The organism is Pseudomonas lactucae (assembly GCF_016937615.1).
Taxonomy (GTDB): domain Bacteria; phylum Pseudomonadota; class Gammaproteobacteria; order Pseudomonadales; family Pseudomonadaceae; genus Aquipseudomonas; species Aquipseudomonas lactucae.
The window spans coordinates 1-18,101 of sequence record NZ_JAFHKI010000133.1; the positions used below are offsets into that span (position 1 = coordinate 1).

An 18,101-nucleotide genomic window follows, 5' to 3' on the forward strand; every position below is an offset into this window, starting at 1 on the left:
CAAGGCTCGGCAGCTGCTACACGCAAAGCTATCGGAGCAAGCCCCCTCCCACATTGGTCTCGCGTCGATATACTAGGCCCCGGTTTGCCCGCCTCGGGCTGCTCAGGGAATATCGACGATGCAATGGATTTTCATGCTGATTGGCCTGGTGCTCGGCTGGACGCTCGATGAGTCGTTCTATGATGCGGGTATCGGTGCGCTGCTGGGGTTGGGCATTGGCCAGGCGATTAGCCTGTCGAAGCTGTCATCCAAGGCAAATCAACAAGCGCTTCAGTTGGAAACCACGCAAAAGGCCCTGATCGCGCTGGGCGAGCGACTGCGGCAATTGGAAGTCCCCGCGCCAGCTGGCAGCGCCATTGTCGAAGCTCCCGTCCCGCAATTTACCCCTGAACCCGCACCTGTCGCCCAGGCCCCCGAGCTTGTCTGGGAGTTGCCGGCCGAATTGGCCCCCGTCGCCGCCGTTGCCGAACCGAGCCAACCGCTGCCGGATGACGTGTGGGTCGCCACGCCAAGTCCTCGAGCACCTGCCGCCCCGCGCGGCCCCAACCTGATCGAACGCGCCATCAGCGGTGCGCGCACCTGGCTGTTTGGCGGCAACACTGTGCTGCGGGTCGGTGTGGTGCTGTTGTTCCTCGGCCTGGCGTTCCTGCTGCGCTATGCCACGGAAGGCATGGTGGTGCCGATCGAGCTGCGTTACGCCGGTGTGGCCGCCGCCGCCCTCGGCCTGTTGGGCCTGGGCTGGTGGCTGCGGCTGCGTAACAGCAATTACGGGTTGATGCTGCAGGGCACCGGCATCGCGGTGTTGTACCTGACGGTATTTGCGGCGATGCGCCTGCACCCGCTGATCGACCCCGGCGCGGCCTTGGGCCTGCTGGTGGCGGTCACGCTGTTCTCGGCGATCCTGGCGGTTACCCAGGACGCGCTGGGGTTGGCCTGTGCGGCGGCGCTCGGTGGTTTTGCCGCGCCGATCCTCACGTCCACCGGTGCCGGCAACCATGTGGCGCTGTTCAGTTATTTTGCCCTGCTCAATACCGGCATCCTCGCCATTGCCTGGTTCAAGGCCTGGCGTTTGCTCAACCTGATCGGTTTTGTCGGCACGTTCGGCATCGGCTTCGCCTGGGGCATGCGCTCCTACACGCCGGAGCTGCTGTGGAGCACCGAACCGTTCCTGATTGTGTTTTTCCTGATGTACCTGGCCATCGGCCTGTTGTTCGCCCGGCGCAAATTGCAGGAAATGGGCGACGCGCCCGAGGGCCGTGATGCCTTGCTGCGCTGGTCGGCGGCCAAGGGCGATTATGTCGACGGCAGTATGCTGTTCGGCCCGCCGCTGGTGGGCTTTGGCTTGCAATTCGCATTGGTGCAGCACTTGGAGTTTGCCGCTGCGTTCAGCGCGTTGGGCCTGGGCATTATCTATATGGGCCTGGCGCGGTTGTTGAGCGGCGGGCGTGCCTTGCTGCTGGCGGAAACCTGCCTGGCCCTGGGCGTGATCTTTGCCAGCCTGGCGATTCCGCTGGGCCTCGATGCGCGCTGGACCGCTGCGGCCTGGGCAGTGGAAGGCGCCGGGATCTTCTGGCTGGGTCTGCGCCAACAACGACCGTTGGCGCGAGCCTTTGGCTTGTTGCTGCAGTTGGGCTCGGCACTGGCGTTCCTCAGCGAGTTGCGCATCGGCGAGCACACCTTGCTTGATGGCGCGCCACTGGGAGCCTTGCTGCTGGGCGCGGCGTTGCTGTTCAGCTTCCAGCAGTTGCGCCAGGCGCCCGGCGAGCAGGCGGCGGATTGGGAGCGCCGCGGCCTGCCGGTCCTGGCGAGCCTGGGCCTGGGTTTCTTGTACCTGCTGGCGCCGTTGTTGTTGCTGACCCAAGGCACCGCTGTCAGTTGGGCCATCGCCGGGTTGGTGACGCTGTTCATCGGCCTGCGCATTGGCTCGCGCACCTTCCTGTTCGCTGCGTTTGCCGTGCAGTTGTTGGGTGGCGCGTTGTTCCTGCTGCGTTTGCAGGGCGGTGAGGGCGCGGCGGTATTCGATGCCGGCTGGAGCGGCTTGCTCACGGCCTCGCTGATCGGCCTGGCCTTGATCGGCGGCATGCTGCTGGCGGCGCGTGACGACATGGTGCGCAACGATGTGCGCCTGTTGCGCGGCCTGTCGGTGGTGCTGCTGGCCGGATTGGTGCTGATCAACCTCGCCGTGCTGTTTGTGCTGCCGTGGGAAAGCGCCAGTGGCGTCTGGGCGGCCAGTGGGTTGTTGATCATCTGGTTGAGCCTGTACCTGCAACAGCGCGTGAGTTTTATCTTCGGCTTGCTGCTGCAGCTGATCGGCGGTGGCTCGTTCCTGCTGGCGGTGCCGGACCTGCTCGGGTCTTTAAGCCGCGACGCGTTGAGCCCGCTGCCTCATAGCGGTTTCTGGACACCCATGGTGCTGGGGCTGGCCGCGATGATCGGCGCCTGGCGCTTGCAGCGTGAGCCCCATGCACCCGTGTTTTCGGTGCTCAAATTGCAACGTTTGTCCGACTTGCTGCTGGTGTGGGGCGCGGCCTGGTGGACGATGGCCCTGGCCGGCGAAGTACTGCGTTTTGTTCCCGGCGAGCTGCAAGGCGCCTTCCTGCTCGGCATCGCTGCCATCAGCGTGGCGATCTGGACGCTGCTGGCGACACGCCTGCGCTGGGCGTCGTTGGGCATGCTCTGCACCTTGCTGATGCCGGCGGCGGGCATCGTGCTGCTGGCCTCGGCGCACACCTATTACCACCCGGCGGCGCAGTACGGATGGTTGGCGTGGCTGGCGGTGTTTGCGGTGCATTTCATCTCGCTGCGGCGCTTGGCGGCGGTAGTGCCGGGCAGGGCGCTGAGCATCGCCCATGTACTGGGCTGCTGGATGCTGATCGGCATGCTGGCGTTGGAACTGCGCTACGGTCTGCTGCGTTTCTCGGCCGAATACAACGCCTGGCGCTGGTTGGGCTGGGCGATCCTGCCAAGCCTTTACCTGGTGCTGGCCGCTGCGCCGCGCAACTGGCCTTGGCCGGTGTCGGCGTATCCACGGGAGTATCGCGTGCTCGCGGCGCTGCCATTGGCGTTGCTGATGCTCGGCTGGTTCTGGCTGGCGAACAGCTTCAGCGACGGCACGGCTGAGCCGTTGCCCTATGTACCGCTGCTCAACCCGCTGGACCTTGGCCTGTTGTTCGCGTTACTGGGTGTTTACGTGTGGTCGCGCGGCGTCGCGCCGCAACGCGGGCCAAGGGCCGAGTCGCTCGCCCAGGGTGTCGCGGGGCTTTCACTGTTTGCGTTCTTCACCGCGCTGGTGATGCGCACGGCTCACCATTGGGGCGGCGTCCCCTTCCAGCTGGACGCGTTGCTTGAATCGATGCTGGTGCAAGCCGGCCTGTCGATCGTCTGGACGTTGATCGCCCTGGGCCTGATGATCGGTGGCCATTTGCGTCATCGTCGCGAAGTGTGGCTGATCGGCGCGGCGCTGATTGCGCTGGTGGTGGCCAAGTTGTTCTTTGTCGAGCTGAGCAACCGTGGCGGCCTGGCGCGAATCGTGTCGTTTATCGGCGTGGGCGGGTTGTTGCTGGTGGTGGGCTACTTCGCGCCGCTGCCGCCCAAACGTGTCGAACCTGTGCTGGAAACTGAAGGAGCAGCCTCTTGATCGGTAAGTTGAGCGTGGCCCTGGTGGGCCTGTGTGCGGCGGTGTCGGCGTGGGCTCAGGAAGTGCCGGCGGATTTCGCCAGCCGGGTGCCGCTGAGCGTCAGCGGCAACGGCCCCTGGTATCGTCTTGAGTTGCCATTGGACGTGCAATTGAATGCGCGTCAGGCGGACCTCGGTGATATGCGCGTCTTCAACGCTGCCGGTGAGCCTCAGGCGTATGCGCTGTCGCGCCAGTCGTCCCTGCGCACCGAAAGCCGTAACGTCACCGATGTGAAGTGGTTCCCGCTGTACGCCGCCGACACCCAGCAGGCCTTGCCCGGTGTGGTGATGAAAACCACCGCCGAAGGCACCCTGGTGGAAATCAAACCGAGCACCGCCGCGAAACCGGGCAAGCAGGTCCTGCGCGGCTGGGTGCTGGACGCCAGCGCGATCAAGGCGCCCTTGCAGCAGCTGAGCCTCGATTGGAGTCGCGAGCGGGACGCTTCCAGCGTTTCAGCATGGAAGCCAGCGACGACCTGCAACATTGGGAATCCTGGGGCGATGGGCAAGTGGCGCGCTTGTCGTTTGCCGACGAGCGGGTCGAGCAGCATGACGTCAGCCTGCCGGGGCAATCGGCGCGTTACCTGCGCCTGGTATGGCAAGGCCAGGCGGCGCCGCTGTTGACCTCGGCCAAACTGACCAGCGCCACCAGCAACAGTCTGCCGATGCCGCTGGTGTGGTCGCAGCCGTTGGCCGGCACGCGACTCAGTGCTGGCGAATACAGCTGGCAGCTGCCCACGGGGCTGAATGTGGAGCGCTTGCGTATCGAGCTGCAGCAGCCCAATACACTGGCGCCGGTGACGTTGTCGGGGCGAAGTGATGCCAAGCAAGCGTGGCAGCCCCTGAGCAGTGGTCTGTTGTACCGCCTGACCCAGAACGGCCAGGACGTAGTGCAGGATGAGTTGCAGTTGCCCGGCCAGGTGGTCAACCAGCTCAGGTTGCAGGTGGATGAGCGCGGCGGTGGCCTGGGTGCTCAAGCGCCAGCCTTGCGCTTGGCGGTGCGCACGACCCAACTGGTGTTCCTGGCTCGTGGAGAGCCGCCGTTCAGCCTGGCGTTGGGCAATACCTCGGTGAAGGCCGCGAACCTGCCACTGTCGACGCTGATCCCGGACTACAGCGCCGAGCGCCTCAAGGCACTGGGACAAGCCAAAATAGCGGGGCAGATCGCAGCCACGCCGCCTGCGGTTGTGGCGGCTGTCGAGAGCGGGCCGAATTGGAAAAAGTTCGGGCTCTGGGCCGTATTATTGCTCGGCGTGGCGGCGCTGGGCGCCATGGCCTACAGTTTGCTGCGCAAGCCGTCGGTGGCAGGTTAAATAAAGTCCATGAACTCTATTGGGTTTTTATCCTCTGATAGGAGGAAATACGCCCCGACTCGCGTTAAACTGCGCGGGTTTTCAAGCCCCCCATTCTCCGGAGCCTTACATGTCCCGCGTTACCTTGAGTCGCTATTTGATTGAGCAGACCCGCAGCAACAACACGCCTGCCGATCTGCGCTTCCTTATCGAAGTGGTGGCGCGTGCTTGCAAGGAAATCAGCCACGCCGTCTCCAAAGGCGCACTGGGTGGTGTCCTGGGCAGCATGGGCACAGAAAACGTGCAGGGCGAAGTGCAGAAGAAGCTCGACGTGCTGTCCAACGAGATCCTGCTTGAAGCCAACGAATGGGGCGGTCACCTGGCCGGCATGGCGTCCGAAGAAATGGACAATGCCTACCAGATCCCGGGCAAATACCCCAAAGGCGCTTACCTGTTGGTGTTCGACCCGCTGGACGGCTCGTCCAACATCGACATCAACGCACCGGTCGGCACCATCTTCTCCGTGTTGCGCTGCCCGAACGAATACCTGAGCCAGAACGAAGCCTTGAACGAAAAGGCCTTCCTGCAGCCAGGCACCGAGCAAGTGGCTGCCGGTTACGCGATCTACGGCCCACAGACCATGCTGGTGCTGACCCTGGGCGACGGCGTCAAAGGTTTCACCCTGGATCGCGAAATGGGCAGCTTCGTGCTGACCCACGAAGACATCACCATTCCTGCATCCACCCAGGAATTTGCGATCAACATGTCCAACCAGCGCCACTGGGAAGAACCGGTCAAGCGCTACGTCAACGAGTTGATGGAAGGCGAAGAAGGCCCGTTGAAGAAGAACTTCAACATGCGTTGGGTCGCTGCCATGGTGGCCGACGTGCACCGTATCCTGACCCGTGGTGGCCTGTTCATGTACCCACGCGACAGCCGCGAGCCGTCCAAGCCGGGCAAACTGCGCTTGATGTACGAAGCCAACCCGATGTCCTTCCTGGTCGAGCAAGCAGGCGGCGCCTCCACCGACGGCCACCAGCGCATCCTCGACATCCAGCCTGAAGGCCTGCACCAGCGTGTGGCAGTGTTCCTGGGTTCGAAGGAAGAAGTTGAGCGTGTGACGGCTTATCACAAGAAGTAAGGTCTAACTGTAGGAGCACGCTCGCTCCTACATTTTGAAACAGCCCCGAAACGTTTCAGCGTTTCGGGGCTTTTTCATTTTTGCGGGTATCAGCGGTTTGGCTCTGGTCCAGCTCTATGAAGACGTCGTCGAGGACCTGATAAAGTCCTGACTCGATTTCCTGCGCGCCTGAAGCGAGTCGTTCCAACATCACTTTTGTTTCTGAAGCGTATAGCTCGAATTTGCTTTCTTCACTCATGAGCTGGAGTCCTCATCCAAGTGCAAACTTTGCGATTTTGGCAGGACGGCGCAGTCCCTGTGCAGAAAAAAGAAATACCACCCCGCATCGGGAACCAGACACCTGTTTTCCCTTCTAAGCTTCTGGCAGATACCCACGCTGCCTTGTCCCTCCAGGAGTTATTCCATGTCGTTACGCCGTCTTGCCCTGCTGACTTTCTGCGTGCTGTTGGCCGCCTGCAGCAAGGTCAATCAAGAGAATTACGCAAAACTGTCGGCCGGGATGCCCAAGGCTGAGGTCGAGTCGTTGCTGGGCAAGCCTACTGACTGTTCCGGCGCACTGGGTATGTCCAGTTGCACCTGGGGCGATAAAACCAGCTTTATCAGCGTTCAATATGCCGGTGACAAGGTTCTGATGTTTTCCGGGCAAGGCCTGAAGTAAACCGGGGCGCAAGCCTGCGGGAGAAGAAGAATGATGCGTTTTGTTGTGTTCCTTTGCGCCAGCCTGTTTTTGGCGGGCTGCGCCAGCCATTCTGGCGATGATCTGCAACCCAAGACTGCCGGCAGCGTCAACCTCAAGCGTTACCAGGGCACCTGGTATGAGTTGGCCCGGCTGCCGATGTACTTCCAGCGCAATTGCGCGCAATCCGAAGCTCGCTACACGCTCTTGCCTGACGGCGACATGTCGGTGTTCAACCGCTGCCTGACCAGCGAATGGAAGTGGGAAGAAGCCAAGGGCACAGCAACGCCGCAAGTGCCCGGCAAGACCGACAAGCTCTGGGTGGAATTCAATAACTGGTTTACCGCCTTGTTACCGGGCGTGGCCAAGGGCGACTACTGGGTGCTGTACGTCAGCGATGACTACAAGACCGCCATCGTCGGCAGCCCGAGCCGGCGCTACATGTGGATTTTGTCGCGCACGCCTACAGTGAGCGCCGATACCCGCGAAGACCTGCTGAGCCGGGCGCGGCAGCAGGGGTATGACACCACTCGGTTGATCTGGCGTACGTCGGATAAGCAGATGGCCAAGACTTCGCAATAACCCAGGATCACCACCGATCCATTGTGGGAGGGGGCAAGCTCCTCCCACATGTTTTAACCGAGTAAATCCTTCAGTACCTGCGTAAACGCCCGGTTGCTTTCTTCCTCGCCGGCATGCCGCCCATCGCGCACCACCCACTTGCCGTTCACCAGTACATCGCGCACTTGCCGATCACCGCCGGCGAACAGCCAGCGGTTGAGAATCCCATCCTCGCTGGCAGTCGCCAGGTAGGGATCGTTACCGTCCAGCACAATCCAATCCGCACGTTTACCCACTTCCAAGCGACCAATCGGCTGCCCCAGTGCCTGCGCGCCGCCCTCCAGCGCGGCATCGAACAGCGTCCGCCCGACCATCGGTTGATCGCTGCGATACAAACGGTTGCGCCGTTGATCGCGCAGGCGCTGGCCGTATTCCAGCCACCGCAGTTCTTCCACCACGCTCAGCGACACATGGCTGTCGGAACCAATGCCCAGGCGCCCACCTTGGGCGAGGAAGTCCACCGCCGGGAAAATTCCATCGCCCAAATTGGCTTCGGTGGTCAGGCACAGGCCGGCAATCGCGCGGCTCCTGGCTATGCGTGTAACCTCGTCCGCGTCGGCATGCGTTGCGTGCACCAGGCACCAGCGCTCATCGACTTCAACGTTGTCATACAGCCATTGCAGCGGACGCTTGCCGCTCCAGGCCAGGCAGTCGTCGACTTCCTTTTGCTGCTCGGCAATGTGGATATGCACCGGGCACCCCTTGTCGCTGGCGGCCAGCACGTCACTGATCTGTTGCGGTGTAACCGCGCGCAGGGAGTGGAAACACAGGCCCAGTTGCTGCGCCGGTTGAGCCGCGAGAATCGGCTGCAAACGCGCCTGCAACTCCAGATAGTGTTCGGTGCTGTTGATAAACCGTCGCTGGCCGTCATTGGGTGCCTGGCCGCCGAAGCCTGAATGGGTATAAAGCACCGGCAGCAACGTCAGCCCTATCCCACTGCTGGCCGCCGCCTGGCTGATCTGCCGCGACAGCTCGGTGCGATCGCTATACGGCTGGCCGCTGACATCGTGATGCACGTAGTGAAACTCGGCCACCGAGGTGTAACCGGCTTTGAGCATCTCGATATACAGCTGACGCGCGATCACTTGCAGTTGCTCCGGGCTGATCTTGCCGACCATGCGGTACATCAGCTCGCGCCAGGTCCAGAAACTGTCATTGGGGTTGCCGGCCACTTCGGCCAAACCTGCCATGGCGCGCTGGAACGCATGGGAGTGCAGGTTCGGCATGCCCGCCAGGACCGGGCCTCTCAGCCGTTCGGCGGCATCCGAGCTGGCATTGGCCGTGACGTGGGTCAGCAGCCCGTCAGCGCTGACTTCAAGACGTACATCGTTGGCCCATCCACTAGGCAGCAGCGCGCGTTCGGCAAAGAAAGCGGACATGATCAGAGCACTCCGGTCGTGTGTTTATTTGTATATACATATACAGACGTTTGCCTGCTCGGTAAACTCCGGCAATCTATGCATCTTTTCCCCCTGCAAGGATTCCCTGTGCCGACTCCGCCCGCCAACTCTTCGCTGGCTGCCCACATGGACGAAAGTCCGGCGCCCTTGTATGCCCGCGTCAAACAGATGATCAGCCAGCAGATCCTCACCGGCAACTGGCCGCCGCATTATCGCGTGCCGTCCGAGAGCGAACTGGTCAGCCAACTGGGCTTCAGCCGCATGACCATCAACCGCGCCCTGCGCGAACTCACCGCCGAAGGGTTGCTGGTACGCATGCAAGGCGTCGGCACGTTTGTCGCCGAGCCCAAGAGCCAGTCGGCGCTGTTCGAGGTGCACAACATTGCCGATGAGATCGCCTCCCGCGGTCATCGGCATACCTGCCAGGTCATCCACCTGGGCGAAGAGGCCGCCGGTTCCGAACGTGCCGTGGCCCTGGAAATGCGCGAAGGCGGGCGGGTGTTCCACTCGTTGATCGTGCATTACGAAAACGATATCCCCGTGCAAATTGAAGACCGGTTCGTCAACGCCCTGGTCGCACCGGACTACTTGCAGCAGGATTTCACCCAACAAACGCCCTACGCCTACCTGAACCAGGTTGCACCCTTGACGGAAGGCGAGCACGTCGTAGAAGCCATTCTCGCCGACGCCTCCGAGTGCAAGCTGCTGCAGATCGAGCCTGGCGAGCCGTGCCTGCTGATTCGTCGGCGTACCTGGTCGGGTCGTCAGCCGGTGACCGCCGCACGGTTGATCCACCCCGGTTCCCGTCACAGCCTCGAAGGACGTTTCAGCAAATGAGTGCGGTCAATATCTGGCGCGCTGCCGATTACGTGCGCATGCCATGGAAAAACGGCGGCGGCAGCACCGAAGAAATCTCCCGTGACGCAGGCGCCGGCCTGGATGGTTTTGGCTGGCGCCTGTCGATTGCCGATATTGGCGAGTCGGGTGGGTTCTCCACCTTCGCCGGCTACCAGCGCGTGATCACGGTAATCCAGGGCGCCGGCATGGTGTTGACCGTGGATGGCGAAGAGCAGCGCGGCCTGTTACCGCTGCAGCCATTCGCGTTCAACGGCGACAGCCAGGTGTCGTGCCGCTTGATCACCGGGCCGATCCGCGACTTCAACCTGATCTATTCGCCCCAGCGTTACCATGCGCGGTTGCAGTGGGTTGACGGTGAGCAGCGGTTTTTCAGTACGGCGCAGACCGTGCTGGTGTTCAGCGTGGCGGATGAAGTGAAGGTGCTGGGCGAGAAGCTCGGTCATCATGATTGTCTGCAAGTGGACGGTAACAACGAGCTGCTGGATGTCTGCGTCACTGGCCGCTGCTGCGTCATTGAACTGACCCCGCGCGGGTAAAAAATGTGGGAGGGGCCAGTCCCTCCCACATTTGTTTCCCACTGTTCTTGCGATCTGTTTCCGGCTCGCGCACCAACTTGTTACCGAATGCCCCAGTGTGGCGCAACGTCACGCTGTCATCACAAATCCCTTTGGCTGCAAAACCCTTCCGTAAGAAATTTCATCACGCCCCGAAGCCTTAATGTCCAAGGCTTACAGCCGCGCTTCAAAAAAACTTCAACACCGCGCTCCACAAGTTGGCCGCTCGATTGCATATGCTTGTACATACAAGTAAAGATGTGTGCGTAAGACCCTGCTTCGCACCATCCCTGTTCGTGCATCGATCGCCGAGGAGTCTGAGTTGTGACCAAGCCTACAAAATACCGTGACGTCGAAATCCGCGCCGCCCGCGGTAACAAGCTCACCGCCAAAAGCTGGCTGACCGAAGCGCCTCTGCGCATGCTGATGAACAACCTCGACCCGCAAGTGGCCGAGAACCCGAAAGAACTGGTGGTGTACGGCGGTATCGGCCGTGCGGCGCGCAACTGGGAGTGCTACGACCAGATCGTCGAAAGCCTCACGAACCTGAACGACGACGAAACCCTGCTGGTGCAATCGGGCAAGCCGGTCGGCGTGTTCAAGACCCACAGCAACGCACCGCGCGTGCTGATCGCCAACTCCAACCTGGTGCCGCACTGGGCCAGTTGGGAACACTTCAACGAACTGGATGCCAAGGGCCTGGCCATGTACGGCCAGATGACCGCCGGCAGCTGGATCTATATCGGCAGCCAGGGCATCGTTCAGGGCACTTACGAAACCTTCGTCGAAGCCGGTCGCCAGCATTACGACAGCAACCTCAAAGGCCGTTGGGTGCTCACCGCCGGCCTCGGCGGCATGGGCGGCGCACAGCCATTGGCCGCGACCCTGGCCGGTGCATGCTCGCTGAACATCGAGTGCCAGCAGGTCAGCATCGACTTCCGCTTGAACAGCCGGTATGTCGACGAACAAGCCACCGACCTCGACGACGCCCTGGCCCGTATCGCCAAGTACACCCAGGAAGGCAAGGCCATCTCCATTGCCCTGCTGGGCAACGCCGCGGAAATTCTGCCGGAACTGGTCAAGCGCGGCGTGCGTCCGGACATGGTCACCGACCAGACCAGCGCCCACGACCCGCTCAACGGTTATCTGCCGGCCGGCTGGACCTGGGACGAATACCGGGCTCGCGCCAAGACCGAGCCGGCTGCCGTGATCAAGGCCGCCAAGCAGTCGATGGCCGTGCACGTCAAGGCCATGCTGGAGTTCCAGAAACAGGGCATCCCGACGTTCGACTACGGCAACAACATCCGCCAGATGGCCCAGGAAGAAGGCGTGGAAAACGCCTTTGATTTCCCGGGATTCGTACCGGCGTATATCCGCCCGCTGTTCTGCCGTGGCATCGGCCCGTTCCGTTGGGCGGCGCTGTCCGGTGACCCGCAGGACATCTACAAGACCGACGCCAAGGTCAAGGAGCTGATCCCGGACGACGCCCACCTGCACAACTGGTTGGACATGGCCCGCGAGCGCATCAGCTTCCAGGGGCTGCCGGCACGTATCTGCTGGGTCGGCCTGGGCCAGCGCGCCAAGCTCGGCCTGGCATTCAACGAAATGGTGCGCAGCGGCGAGCTGTCGGCACCGGTGGTGATCGGTCGTGATCACCTCGACTCCGGCTCGGTGGCCAGCCCCAACCGCGAAACCGAATCCATGCAGGACGGCTCCGACGCCGTGTCCGACTGGCCGTTGCTCAACGCCTTGCTCAACACCGCCAGCGGCGCGACCTGGGTTTCGTTGCACCACGGTGGCGGCGTCGGCATGGGCTTCTCCCAGCACTCGGGCATGGTGATCGTGTGCGACGGCACTGACGAGGCGGCCGAGCGTATTGCGCGCGTGCTGCATAACGACCCGGCGACCGGGGTGATGCGTCACGCCGATGCCGGTTACCAGATCGCCATCGACTGCGCCAAAGAGCAGGGCCTCAATCTCCCAATGATCAAATAACTAAATGTGGCAGGGGGCTTGCCCCCTCCACATTTGATCGGCGGCGAACCCAAGACAATCCATCAGAGGTTGAACACCCATGGCTGCAAACGACACCACCCCGTTGATCGAAAGGCGTTCGATCGACTACATCCCGGAAGCGGAAAGACACGGTCGTCTCTTGAGTCAGTTCACCCTGTGGTTGGGCGCCAACCTGCAGATCACCGCGATCGTCACCGGGGCCCTGGCCGTGGTGTTGGGCGGCGATGTGTTCTGGTCGTTGATCGGTCTGTTGATCGGGCAACTGCTCGGTGGTGGCGTGATGGCGTTGCATGCGGCGCAAGGCCCGCAACTGGGCTTGCCGCAAATGATCTCCAGCCGCGTGCAGTTCGGCGTGTATGGCGCGGCCATCCCGATCGTGCTGGTGTGCCTGATGTACCTGGGCTTCACGGCGACGGGCACGGTGCTCTCCGGCCAGGCGCTGGGGCAGTTGTTCGGGGTCAGCGACAGCGTCGGTATTCTGATTTTCGCCAGCGTGATCGTGCTGGTCACGGTGCTGGGTTACCGGGTGATCCACTTTATCGGGCGTGTCGCCAGCGTGATTGGGGTGATTGCCTTCGTTTACCTGTTCACGCGTTTGATGGGCCAGGCCGACATCGGCGCCTTGTTGCAGATCCGCCATTTCAGCTGGAGCAGCTTCTTGCTCGCGGTGTCCCTGGCGGCTTCCTGGCAGATCGCTTTCGGGCCGTATGTGGCGGACTACTCGCGCTACCTGCCGAGCAGCACGTCGTCGGTAAAAACCTTTCTCGCGGCGGGCGCCGGCTCAGTGATTGGCGCGCAAGTGGCGATGATCCTCGGCGTGTTTGCCGCGGCCATGGCCAACGGGAAATTCGCCGGCCATGAAGTGGCCTACATTGTGGGCCTGGGTGGCAGCGGTGCCGCCGCTGCGCTGCTGTATTTCAGCATCGCGTTCGGCAAGGTCACCATCTCCACGCTGAACTCCTACGGCAGCTTCATGTGCATCGCCACCATCATCAGCGGCTTTCGCGGGCACCTGCAGGTTTCGCGCCTGCAGCGTCTGGTCTTCGTGCTGGTCATTGTGGGTACCGCCACCCTGATCGCGCTGCTCGGCCAGCATTCGTTCCTGGGCGCGTTCAAGTCCTTCATCCTGTTTCTGCTCGCCTTCTTTACACCGTGGAGCGCGATCAACCTGGTGGACTACTACTGCATCACCCGCGAGCGCTATGACGTGCCGGCGCTGTCCGATCCAAACGGGCGCTACGGTCGTTGGAACCCGTTGGGTATCAGCGTCTATGTATTCGGCGTGCTGGTGCAGTTGCCGTTTATCTCTACCAAGTTCTATACCGGCCCGCTGGTAAGCGCCCTGGGGGATGTGGATATCTCCTGGATCATCGGCCTGGTATTGCCCGCCGCCCTGTATTACCTGTGCGCAAAAAAATGGCACGGCAGCGTGCCCGATCAACTGATCCTGCCGGTCGAGCAGGACAGCGTTGTAGCCACTGAAAAAAGCGGAGCCGGTCGCGCTGCGGCGCAGGCCTGACGGGACGTGGACAGGGCAGGATGCCTTTTGACTGCCGTAATCCATTTCATGATTGGGAGCGTCACACAATGAAAATGAATAAGACCCTGCTGACCACGTTGTTCTCTGCGGGCTTACTGGCAAGCAGCGGCGCCTATGCGGCCGGTTGGTGCGAATCGGGCAAACCGGTGAAGTTCGCCGGCCTGAACTGGGAAAGCGGCATGTTGCTCACTGACATCCTGCAAACCGTGCTGGAAAAAGGCTACGACTGCAAAACCGACAGCCTGCCGGGCAATTCCATCACCATGGAAAACGCCCTGAGCAGCAATGACATCCAAGTGTTTGCCGAAGAGTGGGTCGGCCGCAGCGAAGTCTGGAACAAGGCCGAGAAGGCGGGCAAAGTCGTCGGCGTCGGGGCGCCGATCGTCGGTGCGATCGAAGGCTGGTACGTACCGCGCTATGTGATCGAAGGCGACGCCAAGCGCAAGCTTGCGGCCAAGGCCCCGGACCTCAAAAACATCGCTGACCTGACCCAGTACGCCGCTGTGTTCAAGGACCCGGAAGAGCCGTCCAAGGGCCGTTTCTACAACTGCCCGGCCGGCTGGACCTGCGAGCTGGACAACAGCGAAATGCTCAAGAGCTACGGCCTGGAAAGCACCTACACCAACTTCCGCCCGGGCACCGGCCCGGCGCTGGATGCGGCGGTGCTGTCGAGCTACAAGCGCGGTGAGCCGATCCTGTTCTACTACTGGTCGCCAACCCCGCTGATGGGTCAGGTCGACCTGGTCAAGCTCGAAGAAAAACCCGGCGTGGACAAGTCCGTGAGCATCAAGGTCGGCCTGTCCAAGACCTTCCACGAGCAAGCCCCGGAACTGGTGGCTGTGCTGGAAAAGGTCAACCTGCCGATCGACCTGCTTAACCAGAACCTGGGGCGCATGGCCAAGGAACGCATTGAGTCGCCGAAACTGGCGAAGATCTTCCTCAAGGAACATCCTGAAGTCTGGCACGCCTGGGTGAGCGACGACGCAGCCAAGAAAATCGACGCGGCCTTGTAGGCCAAGTGAGCCCGGCTACCCTGAGGGGTGGCCGGGCGACCGGCTGCAACCCACTGGATCGAGAGCACGCTATGTTTCCTGAGAGTTTTACGTTTTCCATTGCCGACTGGGTCAACGGTTGGGTGGATTCACTGGTCACCAATTACGGCGATGTATTTCGGCAGATCTCCGACACTCTGCTGTGGGCCATCGTCAACCTGGAAGGCCTGCTGCGCGCGGCGCCCTGGTGGCTGATGCTGGCGATTGTCGGCGCTGTCGCCTGGCACGCAACGCGCAAGGTGGTCACCACCACGGTGATCGTCGGTCTGCTGTTCCTGGTGGGCGCGGTTGGCCTATGGGACAAATTGATGCAAACCCTGGCGCTGATGATGGTCGCCACGGTGATCTCGGTGCTGATCGGTATTCCGCTGGGCATCCTCTCGGCACGCAGCAATCGCCTGCGTTCGGTGCTGATGCCGCTGCTCGACATCATGCAGACCATGCCCAGCTTCGTGTACCTGATCCCGGTGCTGATGCTGTTCGGCCTGGGCAAGGTCCCGGCGATTTTCGCCACGGTGATCTACGCCGCACCGCCCTTGATTCGCCTCACCGACCTGGGGATTCGCCAGGTCGACGGCGAAGTCATGGAAGCCATCAACGCCTTCGGTGCCAACCGCTGGCAGCAACTGTTCGGCGTGCAACTGCCGCTGGCGCTGCCAAGCATCATGGCCGGCATCAACCAGACCACCATGATGGCGTTGTCGATGGTGGTGATCGCCTCGATGATCGGCGCCCGTGGCTTGGGTGAAGACGTCCTGGTCGGCATCCAGACCCTCAACGTCGGCCGTGGCCTTGAAGCCGGGCTGGCGATTGTAATTCTCGCTGTGGTCATCGACCGCATTACCCAGGCCTACGGTCGTCCACGGCATGAGGCGAGCAAATGACTACTGTCAGCAAAATCGAAGTCAAAAACGTCTTCAAAATTTTTGGCAACCGCTCCAAAGAAGCCCTGGCGCTGGTCGGCCAGGGCAAGACCAAGGATCAGGTCCTGGCCGAGACCGGCTGCGTGGTCGGCGTGAACGACCTGTCCCTGAGCATCGGCACCGGGGAGATCTTTGTGATCATGGGGCTGTCGGGTTCCGGCAAGTCCACCCTGGTGCGCCACTTCAACCGCCTGATCGACCCCACCAGCGGCGCGATCCTGGTGGACGGCGAAGACATCCTGCAACTGGACATGGACGCCCTGCGCCAATTCCGTCGCCACAAGATCAGCATGGTGTTCCAGAGCTTCGGCCTGCTGCCCCACAAGAGCGTGCTCGACAACGTCGCCTACGGCCTCAAGGTGCGTGGCGAAACCAAGCAGGTGTGCGCCGAGCGCGCGCTGCACTGGATCGAAACCGTGGGCCTGAAGGGCTACGAAAACAAATACCCGCACCAGCTTTCCGGCGGCATGCGCCAGCGCGTCGGCCTGGCCCGTGCGTTGGCGGCCGACACCGACATCATCCTGATGGACGAAGCCTTCAGCGCCCTCGACCCGCTGATCCGTGCCGAGATGCAGGACCAGTTGCTGGAGCTGCAGAAGACCCTGCACAAGACCATCGTGTTTATCACCCACGACCTCGACGAGGCGGTGCGTATCGGCAACCGCATTGCGATCCTCAAGGACGGCAGGCTGATCCAGGTCGGCACGCCTCGGGAGATCCTGCATTCGCCGGCGGATGAGTATGTGGACCGGTTTGTTCAGCGACGGGCGGCGGTGGTCTGATCCAGGTTTTGTGGTGGGGCTGGCAAAGCTGTAGAGAATATGAAGAGGTCAACAATGTCCCAGGTAGCAAAAATCATCATCGCCGATACACCCTTACGCTGGCAGGACGTAGTCGCCGTCGCCCGTCACGGCGCTGCGCTCGAACTCTCCGGCCAGGCCTGGGCGCGCATCGACAATGCCCAAGCCATCGTGCAACGCATCGTCACCAGCGGCGAACGCGCCTATGGCGTGAACACCGGTCTGGGCGCGCTGTGCAATGTCTCGCTTGAAGGCGAGCAACTCAGCCAGCTGTCGCGCAATACCTTGCTCAGCCATGCCTGCGGTGTCGGTCCGGTACTCAGCGATGAGCAAACCCGCGCGATCATTTGCGCGGCCGTCATCAATTACAGCCACGGCAAATCCGGCCTGCATCCGCAGGTGGTGCAGGCGTTGCTGGCGCTGCTTAACCATGGCATCACGCCGCAGGTTCCGTCCCAGGGCTCGGTGGGTTATCTGACGCATATGGCCCATGTCGGCGTGACGCTGCTGGGTGTCGGTCATGTGAGCTATCGCGGCCAGATCGTCCCGGCGCAACAGGCCCTGGACGAAGAAGATTTGCAGCCGGTGGTACTCGGCGCCAAGGACGGTCTGTGCCTGGTCAATGGCACGCCGTGCATGACTGGCTTGAGCTGCCTGGCCCTGGCCGACGCGCATCACTTGCTGCAATGGGCCGACGTGATCGGCGCCATGAGTTTCGAGGCCCAGCGCGGCCAGATCGACGCGTTCGATGCAGAGATCATCGCCCTCAAGCCACACCCCGGCATGCAGCACGTCGGCATCAACCTGCGTGCGCTGCTCGATGGCAGTGAAGTGATCGCCGGCAGCAAAGGCATTCGCACCCAGGACGCCTTGAGCATCCGCTCTATCCCGCAGATCCACGGCGCCGCGCGTGACCAGGTGGCGCACGCCACACGTCAGATCGAGACCGAACTCAACAGCGCCACCGACAACCCGCTGCTGCTCGGCACCCCGGAGCATTACCGGGTAGTGTCCCAGGCCAACCCCCACGGCCAATCCGTGGCGCTGGCCGCCGACCTGCTCGCCATCGCCATGGCCGAAATCGGCTCGGTGGCCGAACGTCGCCTGGACCGCTTGATCAACCCGCATGTCAGCGGCTTGCCGGCGTTTCTGGTGAGCAACCCTGGCGTGAACTCCGGGATGATGATCGTGCAGTACGTCGCCGCGTCGCTGTGCGGGCAAAACCGCCAGTTGGCGCAGCCGGCGGTGCTCGACAATTTCGTCACCTCGGGCTTGCAGGAAGACCACCTGAGCATGGGCACCAATGCTGCGCTCAAGCTGCACCAGGTATTGGCCAACGTGACTCAGATCCTCGCCATCGAGTACTTGCTGGCGGCCCAGGCGTTCGAGTTTCTCAAGGACCAGCGCTTCGGCGCCGGCACCGACCGCGCCTGGCGTTTGCTGCGCGAAGTGGTCCCCGCGTATGAGCAGGACCGCTGGCTGGCACCGGACATCGCGGCCGCCGCCGCATTGCTCAAAGACACCGCACTGCCGAATTTGCACTGAACACCAAG

At 62.2% G+C, this 18,101-nt stretch carries 14 protein-coding genes and 1 pseudogene; 13 read left to right on the forward strand and 2 right to left on the reverse strand.

Annotated features, from left to right (window positions below):
* Window positions 1-118 precede the first annotated feature (118 nt).
* From JWR98_RS22570 to JWR98_RS22580, 3 genes and pseudogenes are all read left to right on the forward strand, one after another.
* On the forward strand, window positions 119-3,637 hold the full coding sequence (locus tag JWR98_RS22570; RefSeq protein WP_205491237.1) for a DUF2339 domain-containing protein: 3,519 nt from the start codon (window positions 119-121) through the stop codon (window positions 3,635-3,637).
* Window positions 3,637-4,988 (forward strand): annotated as a pseudogene (locus JWR98_RS22575) (DUF3999 domain-containing protein). The gene JWR98_RS22570 and the pseudogene JWR98_RS22575 overlap by 1 nt, the downstream one beginning before the upstream one ends.
* Before the next feature lie 109 nt (window positions 4,989-5,097).
* On the forward strand, window positions 5,098-6,108 hold the full coding sequence (locus JWR98_RS22580) for a class 1 fructose-bisphosphatase (RefSeq protein WP_003171139.1): 1,011 nt from the start codon (window positions 5,098-5,100) through the stop codon (window positions 6,106-6,108).
* 55 nt (window positions 6,109-6,163) lie between these two features.
* Here JWR98_RS22580 and JWR98_RS22585 read toward each other — a convergent pair whose 3' ends face one another.
* Window positions 6,164-6,346, reverse strand: a complete 183-nt coding sequence (locus JWR98_RS22585) for a hypothetical protein (protein WP_078731174.1) — start codon at window positions 6,344-6,346, stop codon at window positions 6,164-6,166.
* Between the two features lie 165 nt (window positions 6,347-6,511).
* On the opposite strand from JWR98_RS22585, the gene JWR98_RS22590 reads away from it, so the two are divergent.
* Together JWR98_RS22590 and JWR98_RS22595 are read left to right on the forward strand one after the other, a co-directional pair.
* Window positions 6,512-6,766, forward strand: coding sequence for a hypothetical protein (locus tag JWR98_RS22590; protein ID WP_003171143.1), 255 nt, complete (start codon window positions 6,512-6,514; stop codon window positions 6,764-6,766).
* A gap of 30 nt (window positions 6,767-6,796) precedes the next feature.
* A complete protein-coding gene (locus tag JWR98_RS22595; RefSeq protein ID WP_078731175.1) occupies window positions 6,797-7,366 on the forward strand; it encodes a lipocalin family protein in 570 nt (189 codons plus the stop codon).
* 53 nt (window positions 7,367-7,419) lie between these two features.
* On the opposite strand, the gene JWR98_RS22600 is transcribed toward JWR98_RS22595, so the two are convergent.
* The gene (locus JWR98_RS22600; protein WP_205491238.1) at window positions 7,420-8,784 is read right to left on the reverse strand and encodes a formimidoylglutamate deiminase; all 1,365 of its coding nucleotides are present in this window, start codon (window positions 8,782-8,784) and stop codon (window positions 7,420-7,422) included.
* A gap of 147 nt (window positions 8,785-8,931) precedes the next feature.
* Here JWR98_RS22600 and hutC point away from each other — a divergent pair, with 147 nt between their 5' ends.
* The 8 genes from hutC to JWR98_RS22640 all read left to right on the forward strand — a co-directional run bounded on the left by hutC (window position 8,932) and on the right by JWR98_RS22640 (window position 18,093).
* On the forward strand, window positions 8,932-9,642 hold the full coding sequence (hutC, locus tag JWR98_RS22605) for a histidine utilization repressor (RefSeq protein WP_225911443.1): 711 nt from the start codon (window positions 8,932-8,934) through the stop codon (window positions 9,640-9,642).
* Window positions 9,639-10,199 carry a HutD/Ves family protein gene (locus JWR98_RS22610; protein WP_078731178.1) on the forward strand — a complete coding sequence of 187 codons (561 nt, stop codon included), beginning with the start codon at window positions 9,639-9,641 and terminating at the stop codon, window positions 10,197-10,199. Before hutC ends, JWR98_RS22610 begins: the two co-directional genes overlap by 4 nt.
* Before the next feature lie 342 nt (window positions 10,200-10,541).
* Window positions 10,542-12,212: a urocanate hydratase gene (hutU, locus tag JWR98_RS22615; RefSeq protein ID WP_078731179.1), complete on the forward strand. Its 1,671-nt coding sequence runs from the start codon at window positions 10,542-10,544 to the stop codon at window positions 12,210-12,212.
* A gap of 79 nt (window positions 12,213-12,291) precedes the next feature.
* Window positions 12,292-13,752: a purine-cytosine permease family protein gene (locus tag JWR98_RS22620; RefSeq protein WP_205491239.1), complete on the forward strand. Its 1,461-nt coding sequence runs from the start codon at window positions 12,292-12,294 to the stop codon at window positions 13,750-13,752.
* Window positions 13,753-13,820: 68 nt separating this feature from the next.
* Entirely contained in the window at window positions 13,821-14,786 is a 966-nt protein-coding gene (locus tag JWR98_RS22625) for an ABC transporter substrate-binding protein (RefSeq protein WP_078731181.1), read from the forward strand.
* Between the two features lie 71 nt (window positions 14,787-14,857).
* A complete protein-coding gene (locus JWR98_RS22630) occupies window positions 14,858-15,709 on the forward strand; it encodes an ABC transporter permease (RefSeq protein WP_003171157.1) in 852 nt (283 codons plus the stop codon).
* Window positions 15,706-16,530: a quaternary amine ABC transporter ATP-binding protein gene (locus JWR98_RS22635; protein WP_003171158.1), complete on the forward strand. Its 825-nt coding sequence runs from the start codon at window positions 15,706-15,708 to the stop codon at window positions 16,528-16,530. The genes JWR98_RS22630 and JWR98_RS22635 overlap by 4 nt, the downstream gene beginning before the upstream one ends.
* A gap of 54 nt (window positions 16,531-16,584) precedes the next feature.
* A complete protein-coding gene (locus JWR98_RS22640) occupies window positions 16,585-18,093 on the forward strand; it encodes an HAL/PAL/TAL family ammonia-lyase (protein ID WP_078731182.1) in 1,509 nt (502 codons plus the stop codon).
* Window positions 18,094-18,101 lie beyond the last annotated feature (8 nt).